General features: G+C 41.7%; 16 protein-coding genes, 2 tRNA genes and 1 other RNA gene. 11 read left to right on the top strand and 8 right to left on the bottom strand.

Annotated elements, in window-relative coordinates; genetic code table 11:
* Nucleotides 1-188 precede the first annotated feature (188 nt).
* The 4 genes from D1164_RS21175 to D1164_RS21190 all read left to right on the top strand — a co-directional run bounded on the left by D1164_RS21175 (nucleotide 189) and on the right by D1164_RS21190 (nucleotide 2,700).
* Complete coding sequence (locus tag D1164_RS21175; RefSeq protein WP_119351911.1) at nucleotides 189-704, top strand: metallophosphoesterase family protein; 516 nt, start codon at nucleotides 189-191, stop codon at nucleotides 702-704.
* 81 nt (nucleotides 705-785) lie between these two features.
* Entirely contained in the window at nucleotides 786-1,286 is a 501-nt protein-coding gene (locus D1164_RS21180; RefSeq protein WP_119351912.1) for a hypothetical protein, read from the top strand.
* 11 nt (nucleotides 1,287-1,297) lie between these two features.
* Complete coding sequence (locus tag D1164_RS21185) at nucleotides 1,298-2,050, top strand: LVIVD repeat-containing protein (RefSeq protein ID WP_119351913.1); 753 nt, start codon at nucleotides 1,298-1,300, stop codon at nucleotides 2,048-2,050.
* An 11-nt stretch (nucleotides 2,051-2,061) separates the two neighbouring features.
* On the top strand, nucleotides 2,062-2,700 hold the full coding sequence (locus D1164_RS21190) for a hypothetical protein (RefSeq protein WP_147372257.1): 639 nt from the start codon (nucleotides 2,062-2,064) through the stop codon (nucleotides 2,698-2,700).
* Nucleotides 2,701-2,710: 10 nt separating this feature from the next.
* Here D1164_RS21190 and prmA read toward each other — a convergent pair whose 3' ends face one another.
* The 4 genes from prmA to D1164_RS21210 form a co-directional block, all read right to left on the bottom strand.
* Entirely contained in the window at nucleotides 2,711-3,550 is an 840-nt protein-coding gene (prmA, locus tag D1164_RS21195) for a 50S ribosomal protein L11 methyltransferase (RefSeq protein WP_172594574.1), read from the bottom strand.
* Nucleotides 3,551-3,615: 65 nt separating this feature from the next.
* Nucleotides 3,616-4,374, bottom strand: a complete 759-nt coding sequence (gene tpiA / locus D1164_RS21200) for a triose-phosphate isomerase (RefSeq protein ID WP_119351916.1) — start codon at nucleotides 4,372-4,374, stop codon at nucleotides 3,616-3,618.
* Between the two features lie 99 nt (nucleotides 4,375-4,473).
* Nucleotides 4,474-5,604, bottom strand: a complete 1,131-nt coding sequence (locus tag D1164_RS21205; protein ID WP_119351917.1) for a BT_3928 family protein — start codon at nucleotides 5,602-5,604, stop codon at nucleotides 4,474-4,476.
* Nucleotides 5,601-6,161 (bottom strand): DUF1599 domain-containing protein, encoded by a 561-nt coding sequence (locus tag D1164_RS21210; RefSeq protein ID WP_119351918.1) that lies wholly within the window; start codon nucleotides 6,159-6,161, stop codon nucleotides 5,601-5,603. The genes D1164_RS21205 and D1164_RS21210 overlap by 4 nt, the downstream gene beginning before the upstream one ends.
* 103 nt (nucleotides 6,162-6,264) lie before the next feature.
* On the opposite strand from D1164_RS21210, the gene folP reads away from it, so the two are divergent.
* From folP to D1164_RS21225, 3 genes are read left to right on the top strand one after another with little or no spacing between them, the layout of a single operon-like run.
* Nucleotides 6,265-7,143 carry a dihydropteroate synthase gene (folP, locus tag D1164_RS21215; protein WP_119351919.1) on the top strand — a complete coding sequence of 293 codons (879 nt, stop codon included), beginning with the start codon at nucleotides 6,265-6,267 and terminating at the stop codon, nucleotides 7,141-7,143.
* Nucleotides 7,143-7,928 carry a diadenylate cyclase CdaA gene (gene cdaA / locus D1164_RS21220; RefSeq protein WP_119351920.1) on the top strand — a complete coding sequence of 262 codons (786 nt, stop codon included), beginning with the start codon at nucleotides 7,143-7,145 and terminating at the stop codon, nucleotides 7,926-7,928. Before folP ends, cdaA begins: the two co-directional genes overlap by 1 nt.
* 48 nt (nucleotides 7,929-7,976) lie before the next feature.
* Nucleotides 7,977-8,930 (top strand): NAD(P)H-dependent flavin oxidoreductase, encoded by a 954-nt coding sequence (locus tag D1164_RS21225; protein WP_119351921.1) that lies wholly within the window; start codon nucleotides 7,977-7,979, stop codon nucleotides 8,928-8,930.
* Nucleotides 8,931-9,082: 152 nt separating this feature from the next.
* Here D1164_RS21225 and D1164_RS21230 read toward each other — a convergent pair whose 3' ends face one another.
* On the bottom strand, nucleotides 9,083-10,039 hold the full coding sequence (locus D1164_RS21230; RefSeq protein WP_119351922.1) for a glycosyltransferase family 2 protein: 957 nt from the start codon (nucleotides 10,037-10,039) through the stop codon (nucleotides 9,083-9,085).
* A 22-nt stretch (nucleotides 10,040-10,061) separates the two neighbouring features.
* Nucleotides 10,062-10,589, bottom strand: a complete 528-nt coding sequence (locus D1164_RS21235) for a DUF4199 domain-containing protein (protein WP_119351923.1) — start codon at nucleotides 10,587-10,589, stop codon at nucleotides 10,062-10,064.
* Between the two features lie 95 nt (nucleotides 10,590-10,684).
* Between D1164_RS21235 and ffs the strand changes: the two genes are divergently transcribed.
* From ffs to D1164_RS21255, 4 genes are all read left to right on the top strand, one after another.
* Nucleotides 10,685-10,784, top strand: an RNA gene (gene ffs / locus D1164_RS21240) — signal recognition particle sRNA small type.
* Between the two features lie 123 nt (nucleotides 10,785-10,907).
* A tRNA-Thr gene (locus tag D1164_RS21245) sits at nucleotides 10,908-10,981 on the top strand.
* A 12-nt stretch (nucleotides 10,982-10,993) separates the two neighbouring features.
* Nucleotides 10,994-11,075 (top strand) — tRNA-Tyr (locus D1164_RS21250).
* Nucleotides 11,076-11,247: 172 nt separating this feature from the next.
* Nucleotides 11,248-11,733 (top strand): DUF7004 family protein, encoded by a 486-nt coding sequence (locus D1164_RS21255; protein ID WP_119351924.1) that lies wholly within the window; start codon nucleotides 11,248-11,250, stop codon nucleotides 11,731-11,733.
* A gap of 8 nt (nucleotides 11,734-11,741) precedes the next feature.
* On the opposite strand, the gene D1164_RS21260 is transcribed toward D1164_RS21255, so the two are convergent.
* Together D1164_RS21260 and D1164_RS21265 are read right to left on the bottom strand one after the other, a co-directional pair.
* Nucleotides 11,742-12,608, bottom strand: coding sequence for a universal stress protein (locus tag D1164_RS21260; protein ID WP_119351925.1), 867 nt, complete (start codon nucleotides 12,606-12,608; stop codon nucleotides 11,742-11,744).
* Between the two features lie 87 nt (nucleotides 12,609-12,695).
* Nucleotides 12,696-13,697 (bottom strand): phosphotriesterase family protein, encoded by a 1,002-nt coding sequence (locus D1164_RS21265; RefSeq protein ID WP_119351955.1) that lies wholly within the window; start codon nucleotides 13,695-13,697, stop codon nucleotides 12,696-12,698.
* Between the last annotated feature and the right edge of the window lie 70 nt (nucleotides 13,698-13,767).

Raw genomic sequence — 13,767 nt, forward strand, 5'->3', positions numbered from 1 at the left:
AAATGTATTTTAAAAACGGGGAGCTGATGTAAGATGAAATTCTGAAAATCCCGGCAAAAATGAAACCCTTACCGGTTTTTATTTCTGACAGATTCAATTTTGTGCCTGAATAATTTTTGCCATTTTTGAAGTTCAAAATTGACTAATTATCGGCTTGCCTGTTAAAAGAAGGTTTAATACATGGTTTTATGAAACGAATTGGATTGTTGTCAGATACCCACGGATTTGTGCCTGAACGGTTGTTCACTTTTTTTGAAAAGGTGGATGAAATTTGGCACGCCGGCGATTTTGGCGATTTAAGAACAGCCGATCAATTACATGCATTTAAACCGCTAAAAGGCGTTTACGGCAACATCGACGGACAGGATGTGCGTACCGTTTATCCGCAGCATCAGCGTTTTATGTGCGAAGGTGCGGATGTGTGGATGACCCATATCGGAGGGTATCCCGGCAGGTACGAACGGTATGTAAAACCAGAAATCTTTTCTCATCCGCCCAAACTTTTTATCAGCGGACATTCCCACATTCTGAAAGTAATTTACGATAAAAAGCTTGGTTTGCTGCATATTAATCCCGGCGCAGCAGGTTACAAAGGTTTTCACAAAATGTGTACTGCCGTCAGGTTTGTCATTGATGGTGACAATATCAGAGATTTGGAAGTTTGGGAAATTCCCAGGGAATCTTGTTTCCCGCAAAGTAAATAGTTCAGTTATTTTTGTTAAAAATATAAATTGAAAGGACGCAACCTTTTTGTTGGCTTTACATCTTTATAAAAAACTTTAACGATGAAAAAAAAGCTAACGTATTCCTTGTTTTTATTTCTTCTTTTTATCGCTGTAGCGGGTTTTGATATTTTACCCAATAGCACATATGAACCGGTTTTTATGCGGCGTTCTGAAATGGAAAAAAATGTAATGCTGGAAGAACCCCGGAGTATAAAAAATCCCGGAAAGATTTATCTGAAAGACCATCTGATTTTTATCAACGAAAAGTACAAAGGCATTCACGTGATTGATAATTCCGATCCGGAAAATCCTGAAAACATTGCCTTTGTAAAAGTGGATGGTTGTATTGACATGGCAATGAAAAGCAATGTGTTGTATGCCGACAATGCTGTGGATTTGATCGCATTAAAGTTTGATGAAAACCTGAGTGCCATTAATGTGGTGAAAAGGATTAAGAATGTTTTTCCTGAACCGGTTTCTCCCGATGGAAGGGGATTGACCTGGAAAGAACAGCAGGCTGTTCCGGAAGATGCAATTGTTGTTCGGTGGGAACCTAAATAAGGAACGAGATTATGAAAAGTAGATTTTTGAAATATCTGTTTTCAGCTGTGCTGTTGCTCTTTGGAAGTGCATGCAGCTATGACAATGCTTCATTCGATAACAGTACAGAAGGAGGAAAAGGCGGTTCAATGGCGCGTTTTACTGTCGTGGGGGATCACTTGTTTACGGTGGATCATGAAAACCTGAAGGTTTTTGATATTTCCTCAGTTGAGGCTCCGGAGTTCAGGTGGGAAAGCCATGTGGGGTTTGGAGTTGAAACCATATTCCCGATGGGGGATAAACTCTTTTTAGGAACCAGTACAGGAATGTATATTTATACGGTTAATGAAAGCGGCATCCCGGACAAACTTTCGTTTTATGAACATGTCATTGCTTGCGATCCTGTTGTTTCTGATGGAAGCTATGCTTATGTTACATTAAGTACAGGGCGGTCTGGCTGCTGGCGATCCATAAATGAACTACAGATTGTTGGGTTGCAGGATTTAAAAAATCCGAAACTGGTAAAGGGATATCCGATGAATAGTCCAAGAGGGCTGGCAGTGAAAAATGATACACTTTGGGTGTGTGACAATGGACTGAAGGTTTTTGATATTTCTGACAAAGAAAATATGGAGCTACTACATCACTTCAGTGATTTGGTGGCATACGATGTTATTTGGGATGAAGATCGTGCTCTGGTCATTGGCGAATCAGGTTTTGTGCAATATACGCTTGAGAACGGCACAATAAAAAAATTAAGTGAGTTACCTGTTGAATCTGAATAAATAGAAATAGAATGAAACATTTTTTTGTCCTTCTTTTTTGTCTTCCGTTGTTACTCGCGGCGCAGAATGTTACTGATGAAGAACAGGTGCAGGCAACTTTCGGAATAGGAGTTGTTCCGCAATATGCAATTTCAAATGGAATGCGCATGGATCTGGATTTCAGAATTAATGATAAAAACCATTGGTTAGTGATAGCGCCGCAGTTTTACCTGAGAAATGATCCGAGTTTCACCTGGGATTACAACAGCATGAGTGGCGTTGGGGTAGAACTTCAGCATAAAGTATTTCTGAAACGGAAGTTTAGAATGGTTAATCCTTATTTTGCCTACGGACCTGTTTTTAACTATTTCTCAGTAAAGGATGATGGTTTGACAGCCCGCGCTTTTGCGGAAGACGGAGGAAATTATATTGGGCTTACGGAAGACGAAATGACTACCCGGATTTATAAGTTCGGCGGAAACATAATTTTTGGCCTGCATTATTTTATGTTGGATAATTTATATCTCGACGCCTATGTTGGAACCGGGATCCGTTTTAGTTACGATAATCAGACTTCGGGTCTCCACGGTTATTACAACGATTGGTGGTTGGATATGGGCTACTCCGGAACATTAATGGTAGGGGGCATCAGGTTTGGAGTAATGTTTTGATAAACCGGATTTATGGTTTTACGAAGATGCCAACAACCCAATTGTTTTTATCTAAATGGCCTTTGAAGTTTAAGCCCGATTGCCGGGCTTTATTTTTTATGTCTTCCAAATCATTCAGGTAGAAGCCACTCATTAAAAGTTTTGCTTCCGGATTCATTGATGTGCTGTATGCCGGGATATCTTCCAGCAACACATTTTTATGAATGTTGGCAAAAATCAGGTCATATTTTTCATTCCCTAACAACGATGCGTCACCTTTTTTTACGGTCAGGTTTTTGATATTATTTCGGACGGTATTTTCTTGTGTCCCCTTCACCGACCAGTCGTCAATATCGATGGCGGTAATGTGTGCTGCTCCTTTCATGGAGGCCAGAATACCCAGAATACCTGTGCCGCAGCCCATGTCGAGTACCTTTTTACCCGCCAGGTTTTCTTTTAAAATGGTTTTCAGCATTAAAGAAGTGGTTTCATGATTCCCGGTGCCAAAAGCCATGTTGGGTTCAATAACAATTTCATATTTACATTGGGGGTATTCTTTATGGAAAGGTGCCCGCACCAGGCATTCTTCTGCAATTACCAGTGGCTTGAAATAATTTTTTTCCCACTCTTCATTCCAGTTCCGGCTTTTAATCAGCTCTTTTTTTACCTCAAAAGAAAAGTTTTCTTCGAATGGTTGCAGCACAGCAAAAACACCTGCTTCGCTGAAATTACCTGCCGGGATAAATCCTTCCAACCCGGTGTCTGTTTCTGTGAAACTTTCAAAACCGGTTTCAGCCAGTTGTGCGGCCAGCACATCGCGCAGCCATTCCTCAAAAGGAGTGATTGTTATTTCAACTTTATAGTAATCCACAATGTATCTTAACCTTTGGATGTCTTTTAATAAAGAAAAAAGGCGGTTGGGAAACCGCCATATCTTTAAAACCCTTTAATAATTCCGAGGAAATCTTCGGCTTTGAGTGATGCTCCTCCGATGAGTCCGCCATCAACATCTTTGTTGGCAAAAAGTTCTTTTGCATTACTTGGTTTGCAGCTTCCTCCGTACAAAATGGAAGTTTCTTCCGCTACTTCATCTCCAAATTTTTCAGCAATAATGGAACGGATATAAGCATGAATTTCCTGCGCCTGCTCTGAAGAGGCAGTTTTGCCTGTTCCAATGGCCCAGATTGGTTCGTAAGCGATAACCAGTTTTTTGAATTCGTCAACGGGCAAATTGAAAATGGTTTCTTCAAGTTGTTTTTTAACGAACTCGTTTTGAGCTTCTGCTTCGCGTACTTCGAGTGGTTCGCCACAGCAGTAAATGGGTGTCAGTCCGTTTTCCAGTGCCAGTGCCAGTTTTTTGTTTAGTACCTCGCTGGTTTCACCATAATATTCGCGACGTTCAGAGTGACCGAGAATAACATATTGAGCTCCGGTTGATTTTACCATCTCGGCGGAAACCTCACCGGTAAACGCCCCTTTGGGCTCAGCGGCACAGTTCTGGGCTGAAACGCCAATACGGTTGGTATCCACTGTTTCCACTACTTTAGTCAGGTGGATAAACGGAACACCCAACACCACTACCACATCATTGGCAGCTTCATTTGCTACAAGGTTATTTACTGCTCCTGCCAGTTCAATTCCTTCCTGTAAATTGGTGTTACATTTCCAGTTTCCTGCTACTATTTTCTTTCTCATTTTTCTGGTATTTAGTTTTTTACGATTAAATTTTACATGCAAAATTAACAGCTTATCCCGGATTCACTGATTCCGCTGTTTCAGGTAGTTTACAATTAACTATTTGTTGATGAATTCCTGCTGGAATTTTTCCGGTGTGGGAAAATCGTTATAATGATATTTTGCCACAATAGTACCGTTTTTTAACACCATCAGACCCGGGTTTGACCGGACAATGGTTTTCAGGGTAATTTCATCGCAATTGAAAAATTCGTAAGGAACATTATGTGTTTTTGTATAAGCCTCCCACTCATCGGGAAGGGAAGAGGTGAGGCAGATAAAGGACAGTCCCTGTTCTGTTGCCCAGTTTGCCAGGGTATTGATTTTTTCCTGCGGCCTGGTGCTTGTCTTTTTCAAATCGTAGGCAATGAGTATAAATACATAATTCTCGTCGTGCAGAAAAAAATCGATGATATTTTCTCCTTCGGGTGTTTCAATCCGGAAGTCGTGAATGGGCGGCTCGTAACCTTCCTGCAGGAGGATGGATTCCATATCGTCAAATTCCCAGTTAACAGTATCCTGCCATGGATAGTTTTCTTCTGTAAACTGTTCTGTTTCTCCGGTATTTTTGTTTTTGTAATAGAAAATATTTTCATATTCAGCATGAGGGGCATCTTCCGGGATAGACATGGCATCGGGAATATTGACCCCAACTTTGTAAGGCCTGAAATCGAACACAGGCAGGTGTTTGTATGAATAGATGACAAAGCCTGCGTATACTGCTACCGCCAGCAGAGACAAACCAAATCCCATTTTTTTTGCGGGCAACCCTTTTATATTTTTTCGGTAGAAAAAGATAATGAGGGTTAGTACAATTAAAACCAGGTTTTTATAAAATGTTTCCCAGTTGGAAATTACCAGTGCATCGCCAAAGCAACCGCAGTCTGTTACAGGGTTTTTAACGGCGATCCACAAAGTGAGCCCGGTAAAAAAAATCATAAAAAGCAGCGCCAGCCAGGAGAAAAAACGCAGGAAGACATTAAAGAGTAGCGCCACACCGATAGCAAACTCAGCGAATGACAGCAATATCCCCAGCGGAAAAGCTGCCCATTGAAGCCAGTCGAGATGCATGGCTGTGAAGTAATCAGAGAATTTATAGGCTGATCCCCACGGGTCAATACCTTTTACAAAACCGGAAAAGATAAACGTCAATCCCACCAGAATGCGGGCAGCATGTTGGGTTATTTTCATATCAACTCCGTTATTTCTTCGTCTTTAAAATCGATTTTTATCAGGGCAAAAACGGCATAGTTAATAATGTCGAGGTAGTTGGCATCAATACCTTCCGATACGGTTGTTTGCCCCTGGTTATCTTCAATCTGTTTGGTGCGTTTCAGTTTCATTAAAATAAGATCGGTGTATGAACTCACGCGCATCTTTCGCCAGGCTTCCCCATAATCATGGTTTTTAGCCTGCATCAGTGATTTGGCTTTTTGAAAATAACTGTCGTAAAGTTTCTGGGTTTTTCCCTTATCCAGTTCGGTTTCAGAAGAGCCAAGCTCCAGTTGAATAAGCCCCATAATAGCATAATTAATAATGCCGATAAATTCAGGGCGAATTCCTTCGTCTACTTTGGAAACGCCTTTTTCTTCAATACTTCTTATTCGTCGGGCTTTGATATAAATTTGATCGGTGAGTGATGCGGGCCTTAAAATCCGCCATGCCGTTCCGTAGTCCTTCATTTTATCGGAGAATACAGAACGGCATACGGCCACCACTTCGTCGTACTGCTGGTTTGTTTTTTCCATACCTCATTTAAAAAGAGGCATAAAAATAGGAAAAATTGATGAACTTGAGGGGTTTTGTTATACATTTGTATAACTTAATTGTATAACCATAAAACATTTTGCTATGTTGATTACCCAGTCTGCGGGTAAGTTTCTTAAACGGAAAAATTCGATCAATCTGGATGGCAAATTGATAGATTTTTCTAACCCGGTGGTAATGGGAGTTATAAATGTTACTCCCGATTCTTTTTCAGATGGAGGAAAACTCTCAAGTAAAAAAGTTTTGCTAAATACGGTGGAAAAAATGATAGATGAAGGTGTTTCTATCATTGATGTAGGAGCCGTATCTACCAGGCCCGGGTCTACCTTGGTTTCAACCAAGGTGGAGTTGGGGAGGCTTTTGCCGGCAGTTCATGCTATTCGGAAAGCCTTTCCGGACATTCCGCTATCTATTGATACATTCCGCTCGTGGGTTGCAGTGAGGGTTATTGATGAGATTGGTCCTATAATAGTGAACGATATTTCCGGCGGTACACTTGATTCAAAAATGTTTGAAACCATCGGGAAAATGAATGTGCCGTATGTGCTTACCCATATTCAGGGAACACCTCAAAACATGCAGGAAGATCCGCAATACGAAGATGTGGTGAGAGATGTTTCAAACTGGATGAGTGATCGGGTAAAGCTTTTGACTAAATTGGGAGTGAAAGATGTGATTATCGATCCGGGATTCGGTTTTGGAAAGAACTTACAGCACAATTATGATTTGCTCAACCGCCTCGACTCATTCAAAGTTTTTCAACTGCCAGTAATGGTAGGGCTCAGCCGTAAGTCCATGATCTGGAGCTGGCTGGGCATTAAACCCGAGGAAGCCATTAACGGAACAACCGTGGTCAACACCCTGGCTTTGCTGGGTGGCGCCGATATTTTGCGGGTACACAATGTAACAGAAGCAGTACAGGCTATTGAAATTGTAAAAGCCCTGAAACTTACTGTAACCTGATGCAGGCCTTTATTACCATACGGTTTCTGGACATCCTCGATATCTTGCTGGTAGCTGTACTCCTTTATCAATTGTACCGGTTTATTAAAGGAACGGTCGCGTTTAATATCGTTATAGGATTATTCTCACTCTACTTGCTGTGGTTGGTTGTCAGGGCATTGAATATGCAATTGCTGGGATCCATTATGGGGCAGTTTATTGGGGTGGGGGTGTTGGCACTTATCATTGTTTTTCATCCCGAAATCCGAAAGTTCCTGGTGTTTATCGGAACCAACTACAACGTAAATCGTGTGTTATCGCTTGATAAACTCTTTGGTACCAACAAAGGGAAAGCTGTGGGTAGCGAACAGGTTGAGATCCTGGTGGACGCGTGTTTTTCGCTTTCCAAATCGAAAACGGGCGCTCTTATTGTTATTGCGCGGAATTCGGAATTATTGGAACAGATAAACACAGGAGAGATTCTTAATGCCCAGATTTCTTCGTCGCTGTTGCGTACGATTTTTTTTAAGAACACTCCACTGCATGACGGGGCCGTAATAATTAAAGATAACATAATTGTGGCAGCCGGGTGCATTCTTCCGTTAACTCAACGCGACGTGGATAAAGCCCTGGGACTGCGTCACCGTGCGGCCATCGGAATAACTGAAAATACCGATGCGTTAACCATTGTTGTTTCCGAGGAACGCGGCTCGGTTTCATTGGCTATTGACGGCGAGCTTAAAAGACGTATTTCAAAAGAAGTGTTGATTGAATTACTTGAGGAAGATTTAAGCCCGCCGGCTTAACTGAATTTCATTTAGCTTCCTTTCACTTCATCAAATAGCATAATTTATATGAACAGAGTTTGTCAAATATTCAATATAAAATATCCTGTGGTACAGGGAGGAATGGTGTGGTGTTCAGGCTGGCGTCTTGCTTCTGCGGTAAGTAATTGCGGAGGGTTGGGTCTGATTGGCGCCGGCTCCATGCATCCTGAAACATTGGAAGAACACATCTTAAAAGCCCAAAAGGCAACAGATAAACCGTTTGGAGTGAATGTTCCTTTACTTTATCCCGAACCGGAAAAAGTAATGGATATTATTGCAAAAAGCGGGGTGAAAATAGTTTTTACATCTGCCGGAAGCCCTAAAAAATGGACTCAATGGCTTAAGGATCGCGGAATTATTGTGGCACACGTTGTTTCAAGTTCGCTTTTTGCAGAGAAAAGTGAAGCCGCCGGTGTAGATGTTATTGTCGCCGAAGGATTTGAGGCGGGAGGCCATAACGGACGGGAGGAGTCGACCACTTTTACGCTAATTCCATCGGTGCGAAAAGCGACGGGATTGCCATTGCTTGCCGCGGGGGGAGTTGCCACAGGCCAATCGATGCTGGCAGCTATGGCGTTGGGAGCTGACGGAGTTCAGGTTGGTTCCCGTTTTGCCATTTCTGAAGAATCGTCGGCTCACCCTAATTTTAAACAGCTTGTTTCGCAACTGGGGGAGGGAAAAACCCTTCTGACGCTGAAAAAACTGGCTCCGGTGCGCATGATAATAAACGATTTTTTTGAGCAGGTAGATGCTGCAGAAAAACGAGGTGCTTCGGTTGAGGAGTTGAGGCAATTACTGGGAAAAGGCCGGGCGAAAAAAGGCATTTTCGAAGGCGATCTGAAAAATGGTGAGTTGGAAATAGGACAGGTTTCAGCCCAGATAAACGAAGTGCTTCCGGTGAGGGAAATTATGGAAAACTTAATTTCGGAATACCTTTCGGCGTTGGAAAAGATAAGGGAAGATGGTAAATTCAGGTTTTAGCCATTCTGTTTCAGAATGAGTACCGGAGTTTCAGATGCTAAGTATATCATTCTCAGATTTTGATCGGTTGGGGTAGTCTGATTGGCTTTCCAGCGCTTGTCTTTCTTTTATTGCCTTTTTCGGTAAAGAAACTGTTTCAATTTTTTTCTTGTTCAATCAAACGTCTGTTGGTCTATCTGGTATTTATTACGATCGCTTGAACTGCGTGAGATAAGATCGCCCAGAAAACCGGCAAGGAAAAACTGCGCCCCGATGATCATGGAGGTAAGTGCTATATAAAAATAAGGACTGTCGGTAATTAAATTACCTATAATTCCATGCCTGAGCTGAATAATCTTTTGAATACCCAGCCACACCGCTGCTGCCAGTCCGATGAGAACCATAAATATTCCAAGAATACCGAAAAAATGCATCGGACGTTTTACGAATCGGGAAATAAACATCACCGAAAGCAAATCGAGCGGTCCCCTGATAAACCTTTCCAATCCGAACTTGGTAACTCCGTATTTTCTTTCGCTGTGTGTAACTACTTTTTCACCAATCTTCTTGTATCCGGCCCATTTTGCCAGCACAGGAATGTACCGGTGCATCTCCCCGTAAACCTCAATGTTTTTTACTACGTTTTTACGGTATGCTTTCAGGCCACAGTTCATATCGTGAAGTCTGATACCCGTTAACCTTCTGACCGTCCAGTTGTAGAATTTGCTGGGTATATTTTTTGTTAGAACCGGGTCGCGCCGCTTTTTTTTCCAACCCGATACCAGGTCAAAACCATCCTCTTTTATCATCCGGAATAATTCGGGAATTTCATCCGGACTGTCTTGCAAATCAGCATCCATGGTAATTACCACATCGCCTTGCACTATATCAAAACCGCAGTAAAGGGCGGCCGACTTTCCATAGTTGCGCCGAAATTTTATCCCTTTAATATTTGGATTTTCTTTTTGCAGGTTTTCTACAACTTGCCAGGACTTGTCCCTACTTCCATCGTCCACCATCACAATTTCGTAAGAAAAATGGTGGGCCTCCATTACCTTTTTTATCCATGCAGCCAATTCCGACAGCGATTCTTCTTCATTATAAAGTGGGACAACAACAGAAATATCCATATTCTTCTTACTTCTTCCTGGGTTATGCTGAGAAATCTTCTTTCGGTTTTTTCTGAGTGAAAATAGATGTGATGAGTGAAATAATCAATCCGACAAAAGTGCCGCTAAGAATACTCATTACAAACATAATAGCCGGCTTTTGGAATTTTGCAGCCATTTCTACAGCCATATCTATCTGTTCTTCCGGAACTCTTCCCTGTTTTACCAATTGCTCTTCGATTGAAAGCCGCAACTGTTCCTGAAGGGAAGGGTCAATGATTGCATAGAGCAGGTAGGTGAAGAATCCTGTAATAACCGAGGCAAAGAGCATGGTGAGTACCCCAATGGCAAGTGCCTGGCTGTAGGTCATTACTTCACCCAGCAACTTACGATAACTGAATTGAGCAATAATGACACCTGCAATCATGACTCCGTAACTTATCCATTGTGCCGATTTGGCAAAAGGATTACCTGTAACATAAAAAATAACCGAAATAAGAATGATGGCAATGCCGAGATAAAGACCGTATGTAAGCGATGATTTCCAGGGTGATATAGATTTCTCCTCCATTGTAAATTGTTTTTTTAAAGGTAAAGTTTCGTACAAATATATGTTTATTTGATCGTAAATTTGCCGGGAAGGTAAAATTTTCTACTTTTGCAGCCGGGTAAGTCCTGTGCGACCAGCTCCTGCTGAATTCCCCCAGGGTCGGAAGGCAGCAAGGGTAGGCGGTTGTAGCGGTGCGACACAGGTAGCTTACCCACTTTTTTTGAAAAAAAAACATTGGTTTGAAAGTTTGAAAAAAAATCTTGCAGAATTAAAAATTAATTCCTTTCTTTGCGCCGCTGTTTTGAAAAAACAAACGTTCTGAAAGTACTGAAAAGAAAGGCCGGATTAGCTCAGTTGGCCAGAGCACGTGATTTGTAATCTCGGGGTCGTCAGTTCGAATCTGACATCCGGCTCAGCATATATCCGGGGAGATACCGAAGCGGTCAAACGGGGCAGACTGTAAATCTGTTGGCAAAGCCTTCGTAGGTTCGAATCCTGCTCTCCCCACTTAAGGGAATCATAGAAATATGGTTCCCTTTTTTTTGCCTTGTTCCGTTCATTTTTTAATTACTGAGGTGTTCAAGAATTTTAATATAATCCCTGATTCAATTTCAACCTGGGAAGAGTTTGAGATAATATACATGTTCATTATCTTACGGAACTTTTAGTACGATTTAAAATGTCCCGGAAAATTAATCAGTTCAGCCACGGCGGATTTATTGAATTTGATAATGGAAGTTTCGACAATTGGTGTGTTTTTGTGACGCGCGCCAACGGGGAGCGGTTTGCCCCCTCCGATGTGCAGTATTTTTCGCGATTAAACATTCTGGGAAAAAAATATGGATGCAGGGTTATTTACGACGATTTTGTGACTGTTTACAATCGGACAGGTCCGCAAATTAATAATGATGTGCTGAACCTGATAACAACTTTGAGCCGGTTTTACGGAACGGATATGTTGGAAATGGAAATCTGGTTTAACGTATTGTATGCAGGAATGATTGCGGAAGAGAATAAGGAGAATGCCGTGCTGAAAAAGCGGATAAAACGCCTGGGGATGCACCAGGTTCTGATTGAAAAAATGGAGCCTGAGATTGCCGCAGCCTTCAGTAAAGGAAAAAAGTGGAGGGAATTGGACAGGTTGATGAAACAAAAAGGTTTTTGAGTAGGTTTTTACAATTCAAAATCAACGGGCATCGGATGATTAAAACGGTTTACCGTAAAAACCGGCATGGAGCAACCATTTACAACTTCAGAAACAAATTTGCCAACCTGGGCGCCTGTCAGGCTCGAATCCTGGTGGGTACGAATAATAACCATATCCGGTTTTTCCTTTTCGATATAATCTAAAATGACAGCATGCTTTTCTTTTCCGTTTGTTTTAATGATATCTACATTGCAACTGATGCCCCGTTGAATAAGCATTTGCTTTAGTTTCTCGGCATCTCGCCAGACCAGACTGCGCTTAGTGTCTATATTTACTGAAAGGGCCGATACAATGTTAATTTTAGCCCCAAATTTTTTGGCAAAGTAAGTAGCCCACAAAAGTTTCTTTTTGGTGGATTGTGAAATGTCGATCGGGATAACAATTTTTTTGATTTTTTTTACCGGGAAGTTTTTACTGATAACCAATGCCGGGCAAAAGGCACGACTGATAAGTTTGTCGGTTTCATCCCTGTTTAATGTACTACCTGGTTTGCCCTTTTTAACCATCAAAAATTCGTATCCTCCGTTTTTCGATTGACCAATCAAAACCGATAGAGGACTTCCTGTTTTTACCCGGTACGACATGTGTTGTAAATCCTCCCTGGGAGTCCGTTTTTCAACAAAATCGTGCAAGGCTTTCAATTCTTCGTTTTTGACATTCTTCGACTGTTTGGACTGAAATAGTTTTTTTAGAAACGAAGGCTTTTCGATTATGTGGTAAAAAAATACACGCATATTGAGCGATTGCCTGAAAAATAAAATCTGCTCCAAAAAAGGTTGTTCTTCTTTATTTGGGGTAAGAAGTGCCAATATATTATTCGAACGGTATCGCATTTTAAATTTTTAATAAACCCTAAACATTACAATATACGAAATTAGGGGGTTGTAGGGTTGCAGATATTTTGTAAAACATAAAAAGAATTAAAGTAGTCTTGGTCTGACTTTGAATGTTTCCGCAGGATTCAAAACAAAAAGTTGATGAATATCCTGCTGGCTTAACCCGTTCTCCCGGAGGGCCGGAATAAGTATGTCTTCTATCTCTGTAAACCCCCGGAAATTGCCGCCTCCGGGCTCCCCGGGACGGTACCAGCCAGCGTCGTGCGAAAAAAGGACTTTGTGAAGAAGTCCATGCTTTTTCATAAAAAGGGAAAAGTCTACATAGCGCTCAAGCCGGTCGGGCCTAAAATTATCGAAAGCAATCCAGGCGCCCTGCTGTGCTGCTTCGAGGTGCTTGTTAAAGTCGGTTTCGTTATGTGCATGTGTCCAAATGAAAGCAGAAGGATGTACTCCATGTTCCTTTAAAATTTCAAGTTGCTGAAAAGCAGGTACTGCCAGGCCTGTATGCGACATAATAGTGAGGCCGGTTGCTTTGTGCGTCAGACAAGCTGCTTCTACCACTTTACGGTTTATTGCCTCCAGCGGTTTTCGATCCACAGAAATTTTTATAAAACCGGGAAATATTCCTGTATGCTCAATCCCGTTTTTTGCTTCTTCAATCCATCGATTGGCCAGTTGTACCGCTGTTTCATCAAAGGTGTGCCGGGGTAGAAATTTTCCTTCTACAGCCGAATAATACCCCGTATTGGTAAGTAGTTGGATGTCGGATTCTTTTGAAAGCATATGCAATAGTTCAGGGTCACGTCCGAGATAGGCAGGTGTGCATTCTACCAGTGTTTTGTATCCCAGCTTTTTCAGTTCGAGAAGGTAGGGGAGAAGCCGTTCCGCTACACTATCCTTGTTCCAGCGATGATATCCGGTGCTGTCAGCGCCAATAAAATCTACCAATAAATGCTCGTGATGCAGGGTTTTACCCAAGGCGCCTGCCGGAATTTTCCCGGTTACTGTGATGATTCCGGACTCATTTTTTGAACAGGAGGAAACAAATAGCAGAAAAAGGCATAGATAAAAAAAATGTAACTTCATTTTCATGCAAACAATGGTTTAATTCTGATTTCAATTTACGAAATAAAAAAAATCACTCCAAATAAATACT

It is taken from the genome of Mariniphaga sediminis (assembly GCF_003573545.1).
GTDB lineage: Bacteria > Bacteroidota > Bacteroidia > Bacteroidales > Prolixibacteraceae > Mariniphaga > Mariniphaga sediminis.

Bases quoted from the DNA above. Each gene is read 5' to 3' on its own strand.
- tpiA (WP_119351916.1), bottom strand. From the start codon at position 4,374: ATGAGAAAGAAAATAGTAGCAGGAAACTGGAAATGTAACACCAATTTA.
- D1164_RS21235 (WP_119351923.1), bottom strand. From the start codon at position 10,589: ATGGAGGAGAAATCTATATCACCCTGGAAATCATCGCTTACATACGGT.
- D1164_RS21230 (WP_119351922.1), bottom strand. From the start codon at position 10,039: ATGGATATTTCTGTTGTTGTCCCACTTTATAATGAAGAAGAATCGCTG.
- D1164_RS21180 (WP_119351912.1), top strand. From the start codon at position 786: ATGAAAAAAAAGCTAACGTATTCCTTGTTTTTATTTCTTCTTTTTATC.
- D1164_RS21210 (WP_119351918.1), bottom strand. From the start codon at position 6,161: ATGGAAAAAACAAACCAGCAGTACGACGAAGTGGTGGCCGTATGCCGT.
- D1164_RS21205 (WP_119351917.1), bottom strand. From the start codon at position 5,604: ATGAAAATAACCCAACATGCTGCCCGCATTCTGGTGGGATTGACGTTT.
- D1164_RS21190 (WP_147372257.1), top strand. From the start codon at position 2,062: ATGAAACATTTTTTTGTCCTTCTTTTTTGTCTTCCGTTGTTACTCGCG.
- D1164_RS21260 (WP_119351925.1), bottom strand. From the start codon at position 12,608: ATGCGATACCGTTCGAATAATATATTGGCACTTCTTACCCCAAATAAA.
- cdaA (WP_119351920.1), top strand. From the start codon at position 7,143: ATGCAGGCCTTTATTACCATACGGTTTCTGGACATCCTCGATATCTTG.
- folP (WP_119351919.1), top strand. From the start codon at position 6,265: ATGTTGATTACCCAGTCTGCGGGTAAGTTTCTTAAACGGAAAAATTCG.
- D1164_RS21255 (WP_119351924.1), top strand. From the start codon at position 11,248: ATGTCCCGGAAAATTAATCAGTTCAGCCACGGCGGATTTATTGAATTT.
- D1164_RS21175 (WP_119351911.1), top strand. From the start codon at position 189: ATGAAACGAATTGGATTGTTGTCAGATACCCACGGATTTGTGCCTGAA.
- D1164_RS21185 (WP_119351913.1), top strand. From the start codon at position 1,298: ATGAAAAGTAGATTTTTGAAATATCTGTTTTCAGCTGTGCTGTTGCTC.
- D1164_RS21225 (WP_119351921.1), top strand. From the start codon at position 7,977: ATGAACAGAGTTTGTCAAATATTCAATATAAAATATCCTGTGGTACAG.
- D1164_RS21265 (WP_119351955.1), bottom strand. From the start codon at position 13,697: ATGAAGTTACATTTTTTTTATCTATGCCTTTTTCTGCTATTTGTTTCC.